The organism is Parashewanella curva (assembly GCF_003675895.1).
GTDB lineage: Bacteria > Pseudomonadota > Gammaproteobacteria > Enterobacterales > Shewanellaceae > Parashewanella > Parashewanella curva.
This window is the reverse complement of the sequence record NZ_ML014823.1, coordinates 1-19,023: the sequence shown is the minus strand read 5'-3', so window position 1 is coordinate 19,023 and position 19,023 is coordinate 1. Positions and strand designations below refer to the sequence as shown.

Sequence of the window (19,023 nt, the reverse complement as noted above, 5' to 3'; positions counted from 1 at the left end):
GCGTGACGAATTCAGTCAATTTCTTTTAAGTGAATTTAATTTAAAATCTAATGTTCATGTAAATAATTTGGGAGTAATAATCATAGAACAACATTAAAGTTAATGCTCTAAATCATTTCGGGGCAAAATCTTGATAGAATTCTGGTGTGTTCGATAATGCTATCATTTACCATCAATCCTTCTCAGCTCTTTCACAAAGATAATTGAGAAGTCGTACTTCTCCTTCAAGTACAGCAATGATGAGCTTGTTGGCTTTGAAATTGTCTGGCAGCTTAACTCTACTGTTTTGATCTTCATATGGAAGATTTTTGAGAGTTTCAGCTTTTATCTCAATATTGGTCGGTTCTGCATAATAAAGAACTGTCACAGTTTTAGTTTTCAATTTTTATCTCTATCCTTGAGAACAATTATTATTTACTTTTACTTAAAAAACCTTATTAGAGCAACAGCTCAAGGTTTGATCGGTTATTAATTGTGCTTTTCTTCGAATTGTTAATTGGTATTCAAATTGGAGAAAGGTTATTAGCTATTTTACCGAAAGGTATTTTGTATCTTACAATGGGGCAGAAGTGTCACCTTCTGGGTTCTTAGGTGGGCGGTATCTGATAACAGGTATCGCCTACCCGACTTGCTCTACAACAACTTCATTTTTTACGCATTCTAAACGGCACTACGTTATCAGGCTCATTAGGATCTAAGATGGATTGTAATTTGAGCCACCAAGCTGTGTATCCTTGCCATTGTTCTTCGTGGTAATCGTAGCGATCATAGATGACTCTTATTTCAGAGAGTGTATGCCCTAGCATGATTTCGGCAACATCTACTGCAATGAGTTTTGACATTCGAGTTCGCATTGACCTTCTTAGATCATGAATCGTCCATTTTTCAAACTCTATGTCTCTACGGGCATACCATTTAAGGATCAGCCTTGGCATTGCAACTAAGGTTTCCCGCGACATTTGCTCACCATTCCCTGCAGGAAACAAATATTCAGTCTTACACTTTTTAATTAGGGGCTTAATCAAATCCGCAACGTCATCAATGATTGGGCGTACTAACGGCTTGCCTGTATATTTACCTGCTTTGTGGTTTTCAACAGGGACTGTCCATTTCTTGCTTTTAAAGTCGAAATCTTTTGGCTTAGCAAAGCGCAATTCGCCTCCTCTGCAGCCAAAATGCAGTAGCAATTGAAGCAAAACTTTATTGCTTTGCTTCATTTCTGATTCCTCTAAATAACGGTATAACAATCGAATTTCTTCATCACTGAGTATCCTTTCTACTTTATTGTTTTTGACTTTAAGATCAGATGACGCTCGAATCTCCAATAGAGGGTTTGCCTCAATGAGCTTACGTTTAATCCCCCATTGTGCCATTGATTTACAGATGGTTAAGCAACTTTTCGTCGTTGTAGAGTAATTTCTAGCAAGCTTTTCAAAATGGCTGTACCACTGATGAATACTGATTTTATCAAAAGGCAAATTCCCTAATGCTGGTGCAATGTGCTTAGAAAAATTGCGTTTAGCTTCATTGGGGTGTTTATAGTGTCGAGAACAATATGCATCAAACCACATATCAAAAAGATCATTAACGGTGATGACTTCAAGGTTGGCTTTCTTTTCCAGCTTCTTAACAATCCGAGGATCATTGCCTTTATCTATTTCCGCTTTTAGCCGGATGGTTTCTTCTCTGGCTTGTTTAAGAGTTAAAGATGGATACTTACCAATTGCAACTCTAGCAGGCTTATTACCGACTCTATACCTCACTTGAAAAGTCAGCTTGCCAAGTTTTGAAACTCGAACACTTAAACCATCCCTATCCGCTTTCTCAATTACTTCTTCTTGAGTCTTTCCATGCACAGATCTTAACCACATATCTGACAGCGACATGATGCACCTCTCGAAAATATGTACACACTTATGTACACAAACTTAATGCTAGTAGGTGCAAAACCATGCATGACTATGCAATAAAATGCAAATCGACTTTAGTGATATTTAAGGAGAAATTCAGAAAAAATTTAGTGAGCGTTATACGATAAGAGCAAAAAAATGCGTTCAACCTTATGATGAACGCATTCAATTTAGCAGGAGCTAATTATCCTTCAATCCCTTTACTGGCAAGGAATTCATCGTAGCTACCTTTGAAGTCTGTAACGCCTTTAGGGGTGATCTCTACAATGCGGTTAGCAAGTGATGATACGAAGGCGCGATCGTGACTTACGAACAACAAGGTGCCCTCGAATAATTCAAGCGCATTGTTTAATGATTCAATCGTTTCCATATCCATGTGGTTAGTTGGCTCATCCATAATCAGGATATTTGGCTTTTGCATAATTAGCTTACCAAATAGCATACGCCCCTTTTCACCACCAGAAAGTACTTTTACTGACTTCTTAATATCGTCAGCACTGAACAACATACGACCTAAAATGCCACGTACTGCTTGGTCGTCATCTTCAGGCTTACGCCATTGGCTCATCCAGTCGAATAGGTTCATGTCGTTTTCAAAATCAGCTTCATGATCTTGTGCGTAATAACCGATATTACAGTTTTCAGACCATTGAATTAAACCGTCTTTTTGCGGCAAATCTTGGATCAAGGTGCGAAGTAAAGTCGTTTTACCAATACCGTTTTCACCAAGAACAGCAACACGCTCCCCTACTTCAACAATCATATTTAGATTCTTGAACAGTAATTCATCGTAACCATTGGAAAGCTTTTCAACCGTTAGTGCGTTACGGAACAATTTCTTTTCTTGTTCGAAACGAATGAACGGATTTTGACGGCTTGAAGGTTTAACTTCATCCAATTTGATCTTATCAATCTGCTTAGCACGAGATGTCGCTTGTTTCGCTTTAGATGCGTTAGCTGAGAATCGAGCTACGAAGGTTTGCAGCTCAGCAATTTGTGCTTTCTTCTTAGCATTGTCTGCTAACATGCGCTCACGAGCTTGTGATGCTGCAGTCATGTATTCATCGTAGTTGCCCGGGAAGATTTTAAGCTCACCGTAGTCCAAGTCTGCCATGTGAGTACATACAGAGTTCAGGAAGTAACGGTCATGCGAGATGATGATCATGGTGCTTTGGCGTTCATTAAGCACTTCTTGCAACCAGCGAATAGTGTCGATATCCAAGTTGTTGGTTGGTTCGTCAAGTAGCAGCAAATCAGGATCAGAAAATAGTGCCTGAGCCAAAAGAACACGAAGTTTCAAGCCCGGTGCGATTTCAGACATCAAACCGAAGTGAGACTCAATGCCAATACCTACACCTAATAAAAGTTCTCCAGCACGGGATTCTGCTGAGTAACCATCCATCTCAGCGTATTGCATTTCTAAATCAGCAACACGAATGCCATCTTCTTCAGACATTTCAGCCATAGCGTAAATCGCATCACGCTCTTTTTTCACTGCCCAAAGTTCGGTGTGTCCCATGATCACTGTATCAATCAAGCTGTACTCTTCGTAACCGAATTGGTTCTGGCTCAACTTACCAACACGCTCGTTTACGTCGATAGAAACGTTACCACTTGATGGCTCTAGTTCACCGGTAAGAATTTTCATGAAAGTGGATTTACCACAGCCATTTGCGCCAATTAAGCCATAGCGGTTACCACCACCAAACTTAACAGAGATATTTTCGAACAATGGCTTAGAGCCAAATTGCATTGTGATATTAGCAGTTGTGATCACAGAAGGACTTCCGAGTTAATGTAGAAAAAAAACAGCGAAATTATACGCACTCCCCCGTGGGATAACCAGAAAAAATCTGTATTTCGCCTTTTCCTTAAAATGTTTTTCATTCAAAAAAACTTACCTGAGGCAATACTAAAGTCTTACATTCCTACTCATTTGGATTTGTTACTATCTAATCAAACAAAAGGGTTACTGTGCTCCACAAACTCTCAAACTCTTCGTTACCCTCAAGTGAGAATCAAATAATCAGAATACAAAATCTCACTCAAAAACAGACACATGCAAGGAAAAGCAATAATGAATAATACTCTGTTCCCGCCTACGCCAGAATTTACACAAAAAGCCAATATAGATATCGAGGGCTACCATGCTCTTTATCAACAGTCTATCGAATCACCCGAACAGTTTTGGGGAAAGCATGGAAAGCGACTCCATTGGTTTACTCCTTATTCGAAAGTCAAAAATACCAGCTTTGAAAAAGGTGATATCCACATCAACTGGTTTGAAGATGGTCAGTTAAATGCCAGCTATAACTGTTTGGATCGCCATTTGGAAACTCAAGGCGATAAAATCGCGATTATTTGGGAAGGTGATGATGCCAGTAACCAACAAACCATCACTTATCGTCAATTGCATGAACGTGTCTGCCAATTCGCTAACGTATTATTATCCAAAGGTGTGACTAAAGGCGAAGTCGTTACCATTTACATGCCAATGGTTCCTGAAGTCATCATCGCTATGTTGGCTTGCGCTCGAATTGGAGCACCTCACTCAGTCATTTTTGCTGGTTTCTCTCCTGATGCGATTGCTTCGCGAGTAAAAGATGGAAACTCAAAAGTTATTATTACCGCAGATGAAGGTGTTCGTGGCGGCAGAATTACTCCACTAAAAGCGAATGTTGACCATGCAATAGAACAATTAGATGAAGGGCAAATCGAAACTGTAATTGTGTATCAGCACACCGGAAATAGTGCGATTTGGGTGGATAATCGTGATCTCTGCTGGCAAGAAGCTTGTGCTCAAGTTGACCATACACATCAAGCAGAAGCAATGAACGCCGAAGACCCATTATTCTTACTTTATACCTCAGGTTCAACGGGTCAGCCCAAAGGCGTACTTCATACAACAGGTGGGTATCTTGTTTATACCTCTATGACTCACGAATATGTATTTGATTACAAAAAAGATGATATCCACTGGTGTACTGCCGATGTGGGTTGGATCACAGCTCACAGCTTCATGGTCTACGGACCACTTTGTAATGGTGCAACGGTTGTTATGCATGAAGGCATACCTAACTCCCCTTCTGCTTCACGTATTGGTGAAATGATCGACCGTCATAACGTCACAGTTCTCTATACTGCACCAACACTTATCCGAGCATTAATGGCAAAAGGCGCTGATAGTTTCAACGAATATCAAGGTGACTCATTGCGATTAATGGGAACAGCGGGTGAGCCAATAAATCCTCAAGCATGGCTTTGGTACCACGAAGTGATCGGTAAACAACGATGTCCAATTGTCGACACATGGTGGCAAACCGAAACAGGAGCACCAATGCTAACGCCATTACCAGGAGCAACAGCGACAAAGCCCGGTGCGGCTACACTTCCATTCTTTGGTATCAAACCCGAACTGGTCGATAATGACGGTAATATTATCGAAGGTGCTGGTGAAGGGAATCTGGTATTCACTGGTTCTTGGCCTTCACAAATGCGAACCGTATATGGAAATCATCAACGTTTTGAAGAAACGTATTTCTCTACTTTCGAAAACTATTACTTCTCGGGTGATGGTGCAAGACGAGATGAAGATGGATATTTTTGGATCACAGGCCGTGTTGACGATGTACTCAACGTTTCAGGACACCGTTTAGGTACAGCAGAAGTTGAAAGCGCTTTGGTCAGTCACACAACGGTTGCCGAAGCCGCAGTTGTCGGTTACCCGCACAATATTAAAGGGCAAGGCATTTACGCTTACGTCACCTTGACAGAAAATACCGAACCGACCGATGAATTAAAGCATACTTTAACTCAATGGGTAAGACAGCATTTGGGCGCTTTAGCCACGTTAGATACAATACAATGGGCTCCTGATTTGCCCAAGACCAGAAGTGGTAAAATTATGCGTCGATTTTTGCGTAAAATCGCTGCCAATGATTATGATAACTTTGGTGATAGTTCTACGTTAGCTGAACCAGCAGTTATTGAACAATTGATTGAAAATAGAATTAGTCCTCCGCATTGTGAGTAATAATTGAAGTTTCCAAACTAAGCTAAAGTGTTTTGAATAAAACGGAAAAATAGTGTGAACGTCAACATAAGCGCACGTCCTTGTGCTGACGACCGTGACATCCTGTCACGGACGGTTGTCTTATCACACTATTTCTCATCTTCATATATCTCACTATTTCTACAATGATTTATCCTTCAGTAGCTAACAGCCCTGCATTCATCCAGTTATCGTGTTAAAGTCTAGCGATTAGTTATCTTCAAAATATTTAATGTGAAACTTAGGGACTATCAACAGCATTCCGTCGATGCTGCCATTACTCATTTCAAATCATCCACAGAATCTGCTGTCATCGTCCTACCGACAGGCGCTGGCAAAAGTATTGTTATTGCTGAGCTCGCAAGAATAGCCAAAGGTCGAGTGTTAATCCTTACTCATGTAAAAGAGCTGGTTGAGCAAAATGCTGAAAAAGTAGGATTACTGACTGAAGATGCAGACATCTATTCCGCAGGGTTAAATAAAAAACAAACCCAAGGAAAAACCGTCGTCGCAAGTGTACAATCGGCATCAAGGGCAATCGAAAAATTTGATACGCCATTTTCACTGGTAATCATAGACGAATGCCATCATGTCAGTTTGGATGAAAACAGTCAGTATCAACAACTGCTAATACACTTAAAAGCCATCAATCCAAAGATACGATTATTAGGTTTAACCGCTACACCTTACCGATTAGGCAACGGCTGGATTTACCGCCATCATTATCATGGAAAAATCGGAAATGATGACAAACCTATTTTTGATAAATGTATTTTTGAATTACCGCTTCGTCCTCTGATTAAAAAAGGGTTTTTAACACCTCCTAAAGTATTGGATGGAGTTTCTGCACAATATGATTTCAGCTCAATTCAGCCCTCTGAAACAGGTGAATATAACCATCAAAAAGTAGATAACCTCCTCAACCATGCAGGACGAGCGACTAAAGCGATCACCAATCAAATTATCGAGCTAGCAAAGCAACGACAAGGTGTGATCATATTCGCAGCTACCGTTAGGCATGCGCAAGAGATCATGACTTACCTTGATGACGATTCGGTGCTTATCACAGCAGAAACACCTCAAGCCGATCGCGACCAATACATATCAAAGTTTAAACAAAAACAGTTTAAGTTTCTGGTGAATGTGGCGGTTTTAACCACAGGTTTTGATGCTCCGCACGTTGATTTTATTGCTATTTTACGCCCAACAGCCTCTGTAAGCCTATTCCAACAAATGGTAGGACGAGGTTTGCGTTTAGCTGATGGAAAAGAAGATTGTTTGGTGATTGATTATGCGGCTAATGGCTATGATTTGTATTTTCCCGAAGTTGGACAAGCAAAGCCAAACAGCAAAAGTGTTCCCGTACAGGTCCACTGCCCTGTTTGTGAGTTTGCTAATACCTTTTGGGGGATAACCGATGCTGATGGTGAATTGGTTGAACATTATGGCCGACGCTGCCAAGGCATTGTTGAACATCAAGGCAATACACAGCAATGTGACTTTCGTTTTCGCTCTAAATCTTGCCCTGACTGTGGTGAAGAAAACGACATCGCAGCCAGAGTCTGTCAGAGTTGCAACTCAACTCTGATCGATCCTGACAAACGCTTAAAGCAAGTGTTATCTCAGCAACATCACCACTTATTCAAGTGCCAAGATATGTTATTGCATGCAGATAATTACACCTTAAAAGTCCAGTATATAGACTACGAGGGCAATGATTTCTCTCGTTACTTTAAAATGGAAACTCCAGCACAAATTCGTGCCCTATTTGCGTTATTTGTTCATCCGCATACCAAAGTTCCGGGGACTCAGCACCCTAAATATAAAAAGCCACAAGATGTCATTAACGACCGTTCAAGGTTCAGAAAACCCGATATTTTGTTACTCAAAAAAGAAAAAAAAAGCTGGCAATGGCTAGAAAATTACTTTGACTACAACGGCAGATATCAAACTGAAACTAATATTTAGAATTTCAGGTCTTGCTATGGTATAAAAGTTCGGTTTTCTCTTTAAAAGTTACATGGGAGTAACAATGCAAGTAACGATTTATGGTCGTCCGGGCTGTCCTTATTGCACACGAGCAATTCAAATAGCAGAAATGTTAAAACAAAAACGTGATGATTTTGATTTTACATACACAGACATGTATGCAGAAAACATCTCAAAAGAAAAACTAAGTGAAAAATTGGGTGTTGATGTTCGTACTGTCCCTCAAGTTCTTTTAGATGATCAATATATTGGCGGCTGCACCGAGTTTGAAGCTTATGTCGCTAAAAATGGATTGTTGCTAAGCTAATACGTATAACAAGCTGAAGTACCAGCCTTACAAATAAATGTAAGGCTGTTTTTTTATGTGTAAATCTAGCCAATTCATGACTTCTATATGCGTTTTGGGGTCTATAGCTGACGTAAAGACATGCGCTCTCATTTTCCATATCACTTGTTTAATATGATTGCCTTGGAGTTCAGCAAAATCTTTAGAATTAGTAATTCTGTCAATTTCAGACGTCATTATTAAAGTTGGGATAACAGTTTTTTCAATCAAGCTAAGCATGTCAAGAGCATTAGTCTCCACATTGCTGTCGCTGATTGCTCCTTGAGCTGCCTGCCTAACATCCTCATCGCTTAACCATGAACTAAATGGAGGTTTAAATACTCGTACATATTGAATTGCCGATTTGTTAAAATCAGCGACTGGAGCCATCAATAATATTCCATCTACATCACTGCGCATTTTAGCTAAATGCATTGCAGCATATGCACCTAAAGATTGACCAAGAGAAATAATGGGCTTGCCTTTTATATGATCACTAAGCTGAGCATCTATAATTTCGTTGATTATTTCAGCATCTCTGACACCAAATGAGGTTTTTCCTGAACTTTCCCCATGGCCTAATAAATCAGGTATTAGGACATTAAACCCCATAGTTCTAAAGTACATTGCAGTCATCAACATAGTAACTTTATTTGCGCCAAAACCATGAAACAGCACAACTGTACCATTATAACGTGGCATCCGACTTTTTCTAAACCGAACGTCTGTATACTGCTTTCCTTCCTTTTTGTTTAACTCCATTACAAATTTGAATGATGATATCTCCATTTCGTTCTCCCGATTACCAAAGTAATAGCTCATACATAGGCTTTCGACAGTGCAAAATTTCTTTTTTTCTAGCCCCAACATTTCATCACTAAAAACGGGATTATTAGGAAGGAAATTAGGTGGATTTCTTAAAAAATACGTCGCAACAGAAACACAACCTACTTAAAAAACACATAATATAACAATAAAAATCCATTTTAATTTCATAGCACTAGCTCATTTTTATAGTCTTGTTACTCTAAACAAATGAACATGAGTTATCAAAATTACAGTGTCCAATCTAACTTCACGCAAAAATAGAAAATTCAAAATTAGTTATGAACAACTAGATTTCGACCTCTTTTCACTCAAACTTTTATTCATTATAAATAATTAAAAATTCACAAACTCCTTCTTGCAATTTTTTTCAATGCCAGATAGTTTATAAAACAGTTAAATATTGACCACGTCATTTTGACTGTGGAAATCAAACAAAACGAGATTTATATATGACTTTACAACTGAACGTTATCAAGCATCATCGCCATCATCATATGCGATAGCCTTCGGTTGTTATCCGCCGGAGGTGTGTTCCTTCCGGTGGCCTGATACGAATTTTAACGTTAAAGCCCCTGAAGGAGTTCAGGGGCTTTTTCGTATTCAATTTTAGTATCAGGAAACACAATGAGTAATAACAGACTTAGAATCGCCATTCAAAAATCAGGTCGCCTAGCAGATGAATCCATTCAGCTTTTAAAAACCTGTGGTATTAAATTTACTTTCAGCAAGCAAACACTTATCGCACATTCAGATAACTTTGATATCGACATGCTGCGTGTTCGAGATGACGATATCCCCGGTTTAGTCATGGATGGCGTAGTTGACCTTGGCATCGTTGGTGAAAATGTGTTGGTGGAAACTCAACTTACTCGCCAGAAGCTAAGTTCACCTGCCGAATACCAAAAAATCAAAGTTCTTAATTTTGGTGAATGTCGACTGTCTATTGCCACACCGTCTGAGCAAGAATACACAGGAATTGAAAGCTTAAACAACGCCAGAATTGCAACCTCTTACCCATATTTACTCAAGCAGTACATGAATTCAAAAGGGTTAACAGTTCAGGACTGTGAGCTAAAAGGTTCTGTTGAAGTCGCTCCCCGAGCAGGTCTTGCAGATGCTATTTGTGATCTCGTTTCTACCGGTGCGACTTTGGCTGCTAACGGTTTGGTTGAACAGGATGTCATCTTTCACTCTAAAGCCTGTTTGATCCAGAGCGCCACTATAACCGATGAATACAAACTCAATTTAATAGAAAAAATACTCAGCCGAATTGATGGTGTTATGCAGGCTAATGAAAGTAAGTACATCATGATGCACGTACCGAAATCATCATTAGAAGATGTAATTGCCCTACTCCCGGGCGCAGAAAACCCAACCATTATGGACCTGACCCACAATGACGATGCTGTGGCCGTTCACGCTGTCAGCCAAGAAGATATTTTCTGGTGTACCATGGAAAAACTCAAAGCGCTGGGTGCCAGTTCAATTTTGATTTTACCTATCGAAAAAATGATGAGGTAACTGCGATGCAAATACTGGAATGGTCTCAGTTAGATAATGCCGAACAACTAAGGGCATTATCCAGAGCTGAGTTAATTCAAAGTTCAGAGGTTTCCTCTCAAGTTGATGACATTATTCAGCAAGTGATATCTGGCGGTGATAATGCACTAAAAGCTCTGACATCAAAGCTAGATAACATTGAAATTCCTCAACTTGCCGTTAACCCACTCGAAATTCTATCGGCAGTAGAGCAATTGGATGATGAACTGAACAACGCCATAAAACTTGCGTTTGGGAATATTCAAGGTTTTCACGCAGCTCAAGCACAACAAACCATAAAAGTGGAAACCACTAAAGGCGTTGAATGTGAATTGAGAACCGAAGCAATTGAATCGGTTGGGCTTTATATTCCTGGCGGTACGGCGCCATTACTTACGACCACTTTAATGCTGGCAATTCCAGCAATGCTTGCAGGTTGTCAGAGAAAAGTCATCGTATCTCCTCCGCCCATTCATCCTTCTATTTTAGCCATTGCTGAAAAATGTGGCATAGATGAAATCTATCAACTAGGTGGTGCTCAAGCCATTGCGGCTCTCGCCTACGGCACAGAAACCATTAAACCTGTTGATAAAATATTCGGCCCCGGTAATCGATATGTGACTGAAGCCAAGAGTAAAATTGCCAGTGATAATCGGACTCACACCACCATTGATATGCCAGCTGGACCTTCTGAGGTTCTAGTCATTGCTGACGATCAAGCCAGTGCTGAGTTTGTAGCGGCTGATCTTCTGTCTCAAGCTGAACATGGTGTTGATTCACAATGTATCTGTATTACCACATGCCAAAAAAAAGCCAGAGACATTTATCGTGAAGTGGATAAGCAACTGAGTAAGCTTCCGAGGCAAGAAATCGCAGCACAAGCCTTAATGCAAAGTCGAATTATTGTGGTGAATGAGTTAGAGCAAGCTGTTGAAATATCTAACCGCTATGCTCCTGAACACTTGATAGTACAAAGCCAATCTCCAAGAGAATTGCTAAGTTCACTAAGAAATGCGGGTTCAATCTTTTTGGGGGCGTACTCGCCTGAATCTATGGGTGATTATGCCAGCGGTACAAACCATGTCTTGCCTACTTATGGTTATGCTAAATCAGTCTCAAGCCTTTCACTGGCTGACTTTCAAAGACGTTACACAGTACAAAGTCTTAACCAGCAGGGCTTTTTAGCTATAGCCGATGCGGTAATTACTTTGGCAAATGCAGAGCAATTAGAAGCACACGCCAATGCAGCTAGAGTGCGTAAGCAGGCGATTTTAAAGGAGCAAGGATAATGGATGATCTTAATTGGATTGCTCAATTACAACGACCAAATTTAATGGATTTAGTGCCTTATGAAAGTGCGAGGGTGATTGGTGGTGAAGCGGCCGTAATGATCAATGCCAATGAATCACCATTTTGCAACATTGAGCAAGTATCACTATCGAACCTGAACCGCTACCCAGAACCACAACCACTTGAGCTTAACCAAAGCTATGCCAGTTACGCTGGTGTTGAAATAAATCAACTCTTATGTACCCGTGGTGCTGACGAAGCCATTGAATTATTGATCCGAACCTTTTGTACCCCTAGTCAAGATAGCATCAGTTATTTTGCACCAAGCTATGGTATGTATGCTATTTCAGCCGAAACCTGTGGTGTAGAGTCAATTGCTCTGCCCTTTACTGATAGATTTAAACTAACAGAACTCGACGCAACTGTTATCGACTCAAAGATTATATTTGTCTGTAACCCTAATAACCCAACGGGTACTATCGTTACTACTCAGTCTATTGAAAATTTATTGCAGCAGTTTCCGAAGCAATTAATCGCAGTAGACGAAGCTTATATAGAATTTTCGCCTGCCAATTCTGCCGTTGAATTGCTAGAAACATACCCAAATTTAATTATCCTTCGCACCCTATCAAAAGCGTTCGCCTTAGCAGGATTACGCTGCGGATTTTTATTGGCTAATCCAGAAGTAATTAAATTGGTGGGCAAAGTGATCGCGCCTTATCCTGTCCCTGTTCCTGTAGCAGAGATAGCCCAACAAGCGCTATCTCAAGCGGGAATTCAACTTATGGAGCAACAAGTTGCCACACTCATCCAGCAAAAGAAGAGATTAGAAGCTTTCTTTACCTTCGCTGATATCCCCTTCTTTACCAGTTACGGCAACTTTATCCTTGCTGAATTTTCACAGCCAGAAGATATGTGGCTACGTTTAATCGACAACGGCATTTTGGCTCGTCGTTACACCAGTCCACAACTCAGTCGTTATATTCGCTTCACGGTTGGCGCCCCTGTCCAAACACAGAAAGTCATCGACACAATAAATGCTGGAGAACAAGCATGAGCAACTCAACCTATTTATCCTTAACAGGTTATACCCCACAAACGAAAACTAAAATACTGTTGATTGATCGAGATGGCACATTAGTAAAAGAGCCAGAAATTGATAAGCAACTGGATAGACTCGATAAAGTTGAATTTGAGCCGAATGTCATCCCTGCTCTAATCAAGCTCCAAAGCAAAGGTTACAAACTGATTTTGATCAGCAACCAAGATGGTTTAGGCACAGATTCATTTCCAACGGCTGACTTTGAAGAATCACATCAATTCGTGATTCAGTTGTTTGCCAGCCAAGGTGTAAAGTTTGAAGACGAACTCATTTGCCCTCACTTTGAAAACGATAACTGTAGTTGCCGTAAACCCAAACTCGGTTTAGTGAAGCACTTACTGGTGAATGGTTGTATTGATTTCGAAACATCGGCCGTTATTGGTGATCGGGACACTGATATTCACCTGGCCGATGCAATGGGTATACAAGGTATTAAATACGACCGCGATCAAATGAATTGGAATGATATTGTCGAATCACTGGGTAATGCTCCACGCCAAGCGAGTGTAGAGCGAAATACTAAAGAAACAAAAATCAAGGTCACGGTAAATCTTGATAAATCACAATCAAGTCAAATCAACACAGGCATTGGCTTTTTCGATCACATGCTGGATCAAATCGCCACTCATGCAGGCTTTTACCTCAAAGTTGAAGTAGCTGGCGATTTGCACATAGACGATCACCACACTATAGAAGATACAGGTATCGCCCTTGGACAAGCTATGAAAAAAGCCTTGGGGGATAAACGTGGTATCGGACGCTTTGGGTTTAGTTTACCTATGGATGAAACCCAAGCTCAGTGCTTAATCGACTTATCAGGTCGCGCTTATTTCAAATACGATGTCGACTACACACGCGACAAAGTGGGTGAAATGGCAACCGAAATGGTTCCGCACTTTTTCCATTCTTTATCAGATGGCTTGCTTTGCAACTTACACATATCAGCACAAGGAGAAAACCAACACCACCTCGTTGAGTCACAATTCAAAGCGATCGGTCGTTGTTTACGTCAAGCCATAAAAATTGAATCTGATCTTCTTCCATCCAGCAAAGGGGCACTCTAATGGTTGAGATTGGAAAAAATAGCATTGTGATTATCGACACAGGTGTTTGTAATCTCACCTCGGTATACCAAGCCATCAGACGCTTAACGGATGAAGTCATCGCCAGTGATGATCCTAAAGTGATAACACAAGCTGAAAAAGTGGTATTGCCGGGTGTGGGTGCAGCACAATCAGGAATGCAGTCCATCACAAATAAAGCCTTAATTGAAACCATACAACAACTGACACAACCTGTTTTAGGCATTTGTTTGGGAATGCAGCTTTTGACACAAACATCAGAAGAATCAAGCAACAACTCTCCTGTAAAAGGGCTTGGCTTAATACCCACTAAAATCGAGCATTTAGAAACTCAAGGACAACCGCTACCTCATATGGGATGGAACCAGCTTAGTAATATGAAACATCCAATATTCGATGGCATTGCGAATAACGCCTTTGTTTATTTTGTTCATAGTTATGGCGCACCGATTAGCGATTACACCATCGCCAGCAGCGATTACGGCAACAAGTTCAGCGCAGCAATAGCCAAAGACAACTTTATCGGCTTGCAATTCCACCCTGAAAAAAGCGGTAAAACAGGCGAAGCCATTTTGAATAATTTTCTAAATTTAAGGATTGAACAATAATGATCATCCCAGCGATCGATTTAATTGACGGCAAAGTGGTTCGTCTATTCCAAGGGGATTATGCAAAACAAACGGATTTTAGTGTTGATCCACTAACGCAATTACAATCCTACCAACAGCAAGGGGCGAAATGGCTACATATTGTGGATTTAACTGGCGCTAAATATCCTCAAAAACGCCAACTGTCACTTATAAAAACACTAACTCAATCACTATCGTCCAATATTCAAGTTGGTGGTGGAATACGCAATATTCAGCAAGTAGAAGATCTAATAAACATAGGCGTGAAACGAGTGGTCATTGGCTCATTAGCCGTTAGCCAACCTGAAATTGTTAAACAATGTTTTGAACGATTTGGATCAGAGCGCATTTGTTTAGCCCTAGACATTAACATTATGAAAGATGGCAAGAAGTATGTGGCAACCTCAGGCTGGCAAGCAAACTCTAACGTCACTCTTGAAAATCTACTCGACACATATCAAGCCTACAAAGTGAAACACTGCTTAGTCACCGACATTTCTTGTGATGGTACGCTGCAAGGCGCAAACGTTAATCTCTACAAGGAGTTATCCCAGCAATATCCCGATATTCAATGGCAAGCCTCAGGCGGTATCGGCAACCTACAAGACATCGAAAACGTAAAACAATCTGGTGCGCCTTGCGTGATTGTCGGCAGAGCACTGCTGATCAATGAATTCACCGTTGAGGAGGCAATTCAATGCTGGCAAAACGGATAATTCCCTGCTTAGACGTACGCGACGGCAAAGTCGTGAAAGGCGTACAGTTTACCAATCACAAAATCATGGGCGATATTGTTGATCTGGCCGCTCGATATTCAGATGAAGGTGCGGATGAATTAGTCTTCTACGACATCACAGCCAGTGCCTACGGCAACAAAGTCGATAAATCTTGGGTACGCCAAGTCGCTGAAGTGATCAACATTCCCTTCTGTGTCGCCGGTGGCATAAAAACCTTGGAACACGCTAGAGAAATCTTGGCTTACGGTGCCGATAAAATCTCCATCAACTCCCCTGCACTTACCGAGCCTGAACTCATCACTCGGATGCAAGATGAATTCGGCAAACAATGTATTGTGGTAGGCATTGACTCTTACCACGATCAAGAAAGTAATAGCTATAAAGTCAAACAATTTACTGGCTCAGATTCCACCACTCAATTTACCGATTGGTATACCTTAGATTGGGTTGAAAAGGTTCAACAATTGGGCTGTGGTGAAATCGTGCTCAATGCCATAAACCAAGATGGCGTTAAAAACGGCTACGACATTGAACAGCTGCAAAAAGTAAGAAGTGCTTGCACGGTACCGCTTATCGCTTCGGGCGGTGCTGGCAGCATCCAACACTTCATTGATGTATTCAACCAAACCAATGTGGATGGTGCTCTAGCCGCTAGCGTATTTCACAAACAAGAAATCGCCATAAGTGATTTAAAACAGCAATTAGCCAATAACCAAATACCAACCAGAATCGACTGAGAACAAGATGACAAAGATTACCCCAACAAACTTATCCAGTATCGACTGGGAAAAACAAAATCACTTAGTGCCTGCCATTGTACAAGACTATCAATCAGGACAAGTATTAATGCTTGGATATATGAATGTCGAAGCATTGAACCAAACATTAACCACCAAACAAGTCACCTTTTTTAGCCGAAGCAAACAAAGGTTATGGGTCAAAGGTGAAAGTTCTGGCAATACTCTCAATCTTGTATCCGCCAGTATTGATTGCGATAAAGATAGCCTATTGATCCAAGCAATACCTAACGGACCAACCTGCCACTTAGGCACCATCAGCTGCTGGAATGATGAAAACGCAAAGCCGTTTTTACTGGGTTTATCTCAACTCATCAAGACAAGAAAAAATGCTGATAGTGAAAACAGCTACACCAAATCTTTATTTGATTCTGGAGTAAAACGTATCGCCCAAAAAGTAGGAGAAGAAGGCGTTGAAGTCGCACTTGCCGCTACAGTTAATGATAAAGAGGAACTCATTAATGAAAGTGCCGATCTACTCTTTCATTTAATGGTATTGCTAGAGTCGCAAAACTTATCACTTAAAGATACGATAAGCTGTTTGCAATCAAGGCATAAGCAATAAACCCCTTAAAACGTCTAGCATTTATCCACTTAAGCGCCGATACTTGATTTTAGCTTGACCGAGTATCGGCTTTTGCGTAAAGTAGCGCCCCGTCGACAGCGAAGTCTCGCGATTCTCGACAACAAAACGGTGAGGTGTCCGAGTGGCCGAAGGAGCACGCCTGGAAAGTGTGTATACGGAAACGTATCGAGGGTTCGAATCCCTCCCTCACCGCCAAACTCCATACTAGAGACGTCCAAGCACGTCTTTTTTAATGCCTTAAATTCAGCTTAAACAAGCAGTTAGTGTCCAAACCAGTCCAAACTCTTCCAGACTGTTCCACGATTTGCGTGTGTGACAAAGTGTATGATTCAATGGTTTTGAAGTAATTAGTCATACACTTTTAGAACTCTAAATTTGAAGCTCAACACATTGACCAAAACACGAAAGGTCGATAAAAACATTAAAATTGTCTTTAAAAATCTTTGTGTTAAACAAAGTGTATGACTACTTTCTCGCAGCTTTAAGCTCCATTTACGGTCATACACTTTGGGGGTCATATGCCAGTACTCAACAAACTTTCAGTAAAAGCTATTGAAGCCTTAAAAGCTCAAGGGAAGGTTGTTCGAAAATCTGATGGCGGCGGTTTATATCTGCTTGTAAAGGTTAACCAAACTAAGTTCTGGGAATTTCGTTACACCAGACCTGTAACAGGAAAGAAAACTTTAATGGGGCTCGGATCATTTCAGACGGTTTCTCTGGCTGATGCCAGAAAGAAAGCTTCAATTTACAGAGCACAACTAGCAGAAGGAATAGATCCTCAGTTATTTATAGCGGAGCAAAAACGGATACATGCTGAAGAGCAAGCTAACTCTTTCTTGGTTCTCGCCCAACAATGGAAATCAACCAAAGAAGGCCATCTAAAGCCTAAAACTATTTCAGATAATTGGCGTAAACTAGAAAACTACGTGTTCCCTACCCTTGGCTCAATGCCAATAAAAGAAATAACTGCCCCTATTGCTATTCAAGTTCTTAGGCCAGTTGAAACTCAAGGCAAACTAGAAATGGTTAAACGTTGTGGCCAGCTCATGAATGAAGTAATGAACTATGCCGTTAACAGTGGCTTAATTCATTCCAATCCATTAATGGGGATCAATAAAGTATTTCGTAAACCCAAAGTGACTCATCTTCGAGCAATGGAACCTGATAATATCAAAGAGCTGATGCAAGCAATCGCAAGTGCCAATATTTACTTCGGTACTCGCTGCCTTATTGAATGGCAACTACATACCATGGTTCGCCCAGCAGAACCCGCAGGCACAAAATGGTGTGAAATAAATATAGAAAAAGCAGTATGGGTGATCCCACCAGAACGAATGAAAATGAACCGAGAGCACAAGGTTCCATTGACAAAGCAAACAATAGCTATTTTAGAGGCCGTTAGACCATTAAGCGGTCACCTTGAACATGTGTTTCCATCCAGATACAAATATCGCCAAGCCACAGATTCCGAAACAATCAACAAAGCACTTGGCAGAATGGGGCTTAGGAACAAAACAACGGCACACGGCTTTAGATCTTTGGCCAGCACAACACTGAATGAAAAGGGTTTCCATCCTGAAGCAGTAGATGCCGCCCTAGCCCATGTTGAACCCAATAAAATCAGAGCAGCCTATAAACGCACAACCTATTTCAAAAAAAGAAAGAAAATCATGCAATGGTGGAGCGATCACATCAGCAAACACGCCGTAGGCTCGTATCAGGTTTTTGACCGTAAAAATTTATCCGAAGCCTTAATTCAAACGAAATGACTCAACAATGGTAACTTGCTTGCTTTGAATCTTAAGCCACTCAATTAAAGCGAGTAAAAAGCCAATGAGAGCAAAGTGTTTCAAACACGTTATTGGACAAAAGTTTGTTAGAGCGTAAAACCTAACCATTGCTGTTGCTTGCGTAAATTTAAAACAAAAATACAGCACACCTCACTGAAAAATCTAAAATCAAAAAGTATTTTTATGACCAAAAAGTAACAGCTCAACAAGAGTCACGTTAATTAAATTTTAGGCATTACCATTAAAGTCATTTACTACTATTTTGGGTTTGTTTTTGATTGATAGCCTTGTAACAGACGAATAGTTTCATCATCCTTTTGAGCAATAGCTAACTCAAGTGGTGTTTGGCTTTGTGATTGTATACTGAT

16 protein-coding genes and 1 tRNA gene are annotated in these 19,023 nt (G+C 40.6%); 13 read left to right on the top strand and 4 right to left on the bottom strand.

Going from position 1 to position 19,023, the window contains the following annotated elements:
* Window positions 1–172: 172 nt before the first annotated feature.
* From D5018_RS17510 to D5018_RS17500, 3 genes are all read right to left on the bottom strand, one after another.
* A complete protein-coding gene (locus D5018_RS17510) occupies window positions 173–382 on the bottom strand; it encodes a DUF2375 family protein (RefSeq protein WP_121840284.1) in 210 nt (69 codons plus the stop codon).
* Between the two features lie 262 nt (window positions 383–644).
* Window positions 645–1,886: a tyrosine-type recombinase/integrase gene (locus tag D5018_RS17505; RefSeq protein ID WP_121840283.1), complete on the bottom strand. Its 1,242-nt coding sequence runs from the start codon at window positions 1,884–1,886 to the stop codon at window positions 645–647.
* Between the two features lie 208 nt (window positions 1,887–2,094).
* On the bottom strand, window positions 2,095–3,687 hold the full coding sequence (locus D5018_RS17500) for an ABC-F family ATPase (protein ID WP_121840282.1): 1,593 nt from the start codon (window positions 3,685–3,687) through the stop codon (window positions 2,095–2,097).
* A 297-nt stretch (window positions 3,688–3,984) separates the two neighbouring features.
* Here D5018_RS17500 and acs point away from each other — a divergent pair, with 297 nt between their 5' ends.
* From acs to D5018_RS17485, 3 genes are all read left to right on the top strand, one after another.
* Window positions 3,985–5,943, top strand: a complete 1,959-nt coding sequence (acs, locus tag D5018_RS17495) for an acetate--CoA ligase (protein WP_165905095.1) — start codon at window positions 3,985–3,987, stop codon at window positions 5,941–5,943.
* Between the two features lie 243 nt (window positions 5,944–6,186).
* A complete protein-coding gene (locus D5018_RS17490; protein ID WP_243637462.1) occupies window positions 6,187–7,929 on the top strand; it encodes a DEAD/DEAH box helicase in 1,743 nt (580 codons plus the stop codon).
* Between the two features lie 64 nt (window positions 7,930–7,993).
* On the top strand, window positions 7,994–8,257 hold the full coding sequence (locus tag D5018_RS17485) for a GrxA family glutaredoxin (RefSeq protein WP_121840279.1): 264 nt from the start codon (window positions 7,994–7,996) through the stop codon (window positions 8,255–8,257).
* 27 nt (window positions 8,258–8,284) lie between these two features.
* On the opposite strand, the gene D5018_RS17480 is transcribed toward D5018_RS17485, so the two are convergent.
* A complete protein-coding gene (locus D5018_RS17480) occupies window positions 8,285–9,064 on the bottom strand; it encodes an alpha/beta hydrolase (protein WP_165905094.1) in 780 nt (259 codons plus the stop codon).
* A gap of 663 nt (window positions 9,065–9,727) precedes the next feature.
* Here D5018_RS17480 and hisG point away from each other — a divergent pair.
* The 10 genes from hisG to D5018_RS17430 all read left to right on the top strand — a co-directional run bounded on the left by hisG (window position 9,728) and on the right by D5018_RS17430 (window position 18,634).
* Window positions 9,728–10,624: an ATP phosphoribosyltransferase gene (gene hisG, locus D5018_RS17475; protein ID WP_121840277.1), complete on the top strand. Its 897-nt coding sequence runs from the start codon at window positions 9,728–9,730 to the stop codon at window positions 10,622–10,624.
* A gap of 5 nt (window positions 10,625–10,629) precedes the next feature.
* On the top strand, window positions 10,630–11,931 hold the full coding sequence (gene hisD, locus D5018_RS17470) for a histidinol dehydrogenase (RefSeq protein ID WP_121840276.1): 1,302 nt from the start codon (window positions 10,630–10,632) through the stop codon (window positions 11,929–11,931).
* Window positions 11,931–12,989, top strand: a complete 1,059-nt coding sequence (gene hisC / locus D5018_RS17465; protein WP_121840275.1) for a histidinol-phosphate transaminase — start codon at window positions 11,931–11,933, stop codon at window positions 12,987–12,989. Before hisD ends, hisC begins: the two co-directional genes overlap by 1 nt.
* On the top strand, window positions 12,986–14,098 hold the full coding sequence (gene hisB, locus D5018_RS17460; RefSeq protein WP_121840274.1) for a bifunctional histidinol-phosphatase/imidazoleglycerol-phosphate dehydratase HisB: 1,113 nt from the start codon (window positions 12,986–12,988) through the stop codon (window positions 14,096–14,098). The genes hisC and hisB overlap by 4 nt, the downstream gene beginning before the upstream one ends.
* A complete protein-coding gene (gene hisH / locus D5018_RS17455; protein ID WP_121840273.1) occupies window positions 14,098–14,724 on the top strand; it encodes an imidazole glycerol phosphate synthase subunit HisH in 627 nt (208 codons plus the stop codon). Before hisB ends, hisH begins: the two co-directional genes overlap by 1 nt.
* Window positions 14,724–15,461, top strand: coding sequence for a 1-(5-phosphoribosyl)-5-[(5-phosphoribosylamino)methylideneamino]imidazole-4-carboxamide isomerase (gene hisA, locus D5018_RS17450; protein WP_121840272.1), 738 nt, complete (start codon window positions 14,724–14,726; stop codon window positions 15,459–15,461). Before hisH ends, hisA begins: the two co-directional genes overlap by 1 nt.
* The gene (gene hisF / locus D5018_RS17445; protein ID WP_121840271.1) at window positions 15,443–16,219 is read left to right on the top strand and encodes an imidazole glycerol phosphate synthase subunit HisF; all 777 of its coding nucleotides are present in this window, start codon (window positions 15,443–15,445) and stop codon (window positions 16,217–16,219) included. The genes hisA and hisF overlap by 19 nt, the downstream gene beginning before the upstream one ends.
* Window positions 16,220–16,226: 7 nt before the next feature.
* Window positions 16,227–16,844, top strand: coding sequence for a bifunctional phosphoribosyl-AMP cyclohydrolase/phosphoribosyl-ATP diphosphatase HisIE (gene hisIE / locus D5018_RS17440; RefSeq protein ID WP_121840270.1), 618 nt, complete (start codon window positions 16,227–16,229; stop codon window positions 16,842–16,844).
* Window positions 16,845–16,972: 128 nt separating this feature from the next.
* Window positions 16,973–17,060 (top strand) — tRNA-Ser (locus D5018_RS17435).
* Window positions 17,061–17,383: 323 nt separating this feature from the next.
* A complete protein-coding gene (locus D5018_RS17430) occupies window positions 17,384–18,634 on the top strand; it encodes a tyrosine-type recombinase/integrase (RefSeq protein WP_121840269.1) in 1,251 nt (416 codons plus the stop codon).
* Window positions 18,635–19,023: the final 389 nt, after the last annotated feature.

Excerpts from the sequence above, each read along its gene's own strand:
- D5018_RS17505 (WP_121840283.1), bottom strand. The coding sequence starts at position 1,886 with ATGTCGCTGTCAGATATGTGGTTAAGATCTGTGCATGGAAAGACTCAA.
- D5018_RS17485 (WP_121840279.1), top strand. The coding sequence starts at position 7,994 with ATGCAAGTAACGATTTATGGTCGTCCGGGCTGTCCTTATTGCACACGA.
- D5018_RS17480 (WP_165905094.1), bottom strand. The coding sequence starts at position 9,064 with ATGGAGATATCATCATTCAAATTTGTAATGGAGTTAAACAAAAAGGAA.
- hisG (WP_121840277.1), top strand. The coding sequence starts at position 9,728 with ATGAGTAATAACAGACTTAGAATCGCCATTCAAAAATCAGGTCGCCTA.
- hisD (WP_121840276.1), top strand. The coding sequence starts at position 10,630 with ATGCAAATACTGGAATGGTCTCAGTTAGATAATGCCGAACAACTAAGG.
- hisC (WP_121840275.1), top strand. The coding sequence starts at position 11,931 with ATGGATGATCTTAATTGGATTGCTCAATTACAACGACCAAATTTAATG.
- hisB (WP_121840274.1), top strand. The coding sequence starts at position 12,986 with ATGAGCAACTCAACCTATTTATCCTTAACAGGTTATACCCCACAAACG.
- hisH (WP_121840273.1), top strand. The coding sequence starts at position 14,098 with ATGGTTGAGATTGGAAAAAATAGCATTGTGATTATCGACACAGGTGTT.
- hisA (WP_121840272.1), top strand. The coding sequence starts at position 14,724 with ATGATCATCCCAGCGATCGATTTAATTGACGGCAAAGTGGTTCGTCTA.
- hisF (WP_121840271.1), top strand. The coding sequence starts at position 15,443 with ATGCTGGCAAAACGGATAATTCCCTGCTTAGACGTACGCGACGGCAAA.
- hisIE (WP_121840270.1), top strand. The coding sequence starts at position 16,227 with ATGACAAAGATTACCCCAACAAACTTATCCAGTATCGACTGGGAAAAA.
- D5018_RS17430 (WP_121840269.1), top strand. The coding sequence starts at position 17,384 with ATGCCAGTACTCAACAAACTTTCAGTAAAAGCTATTGAAGCCTTAAAA.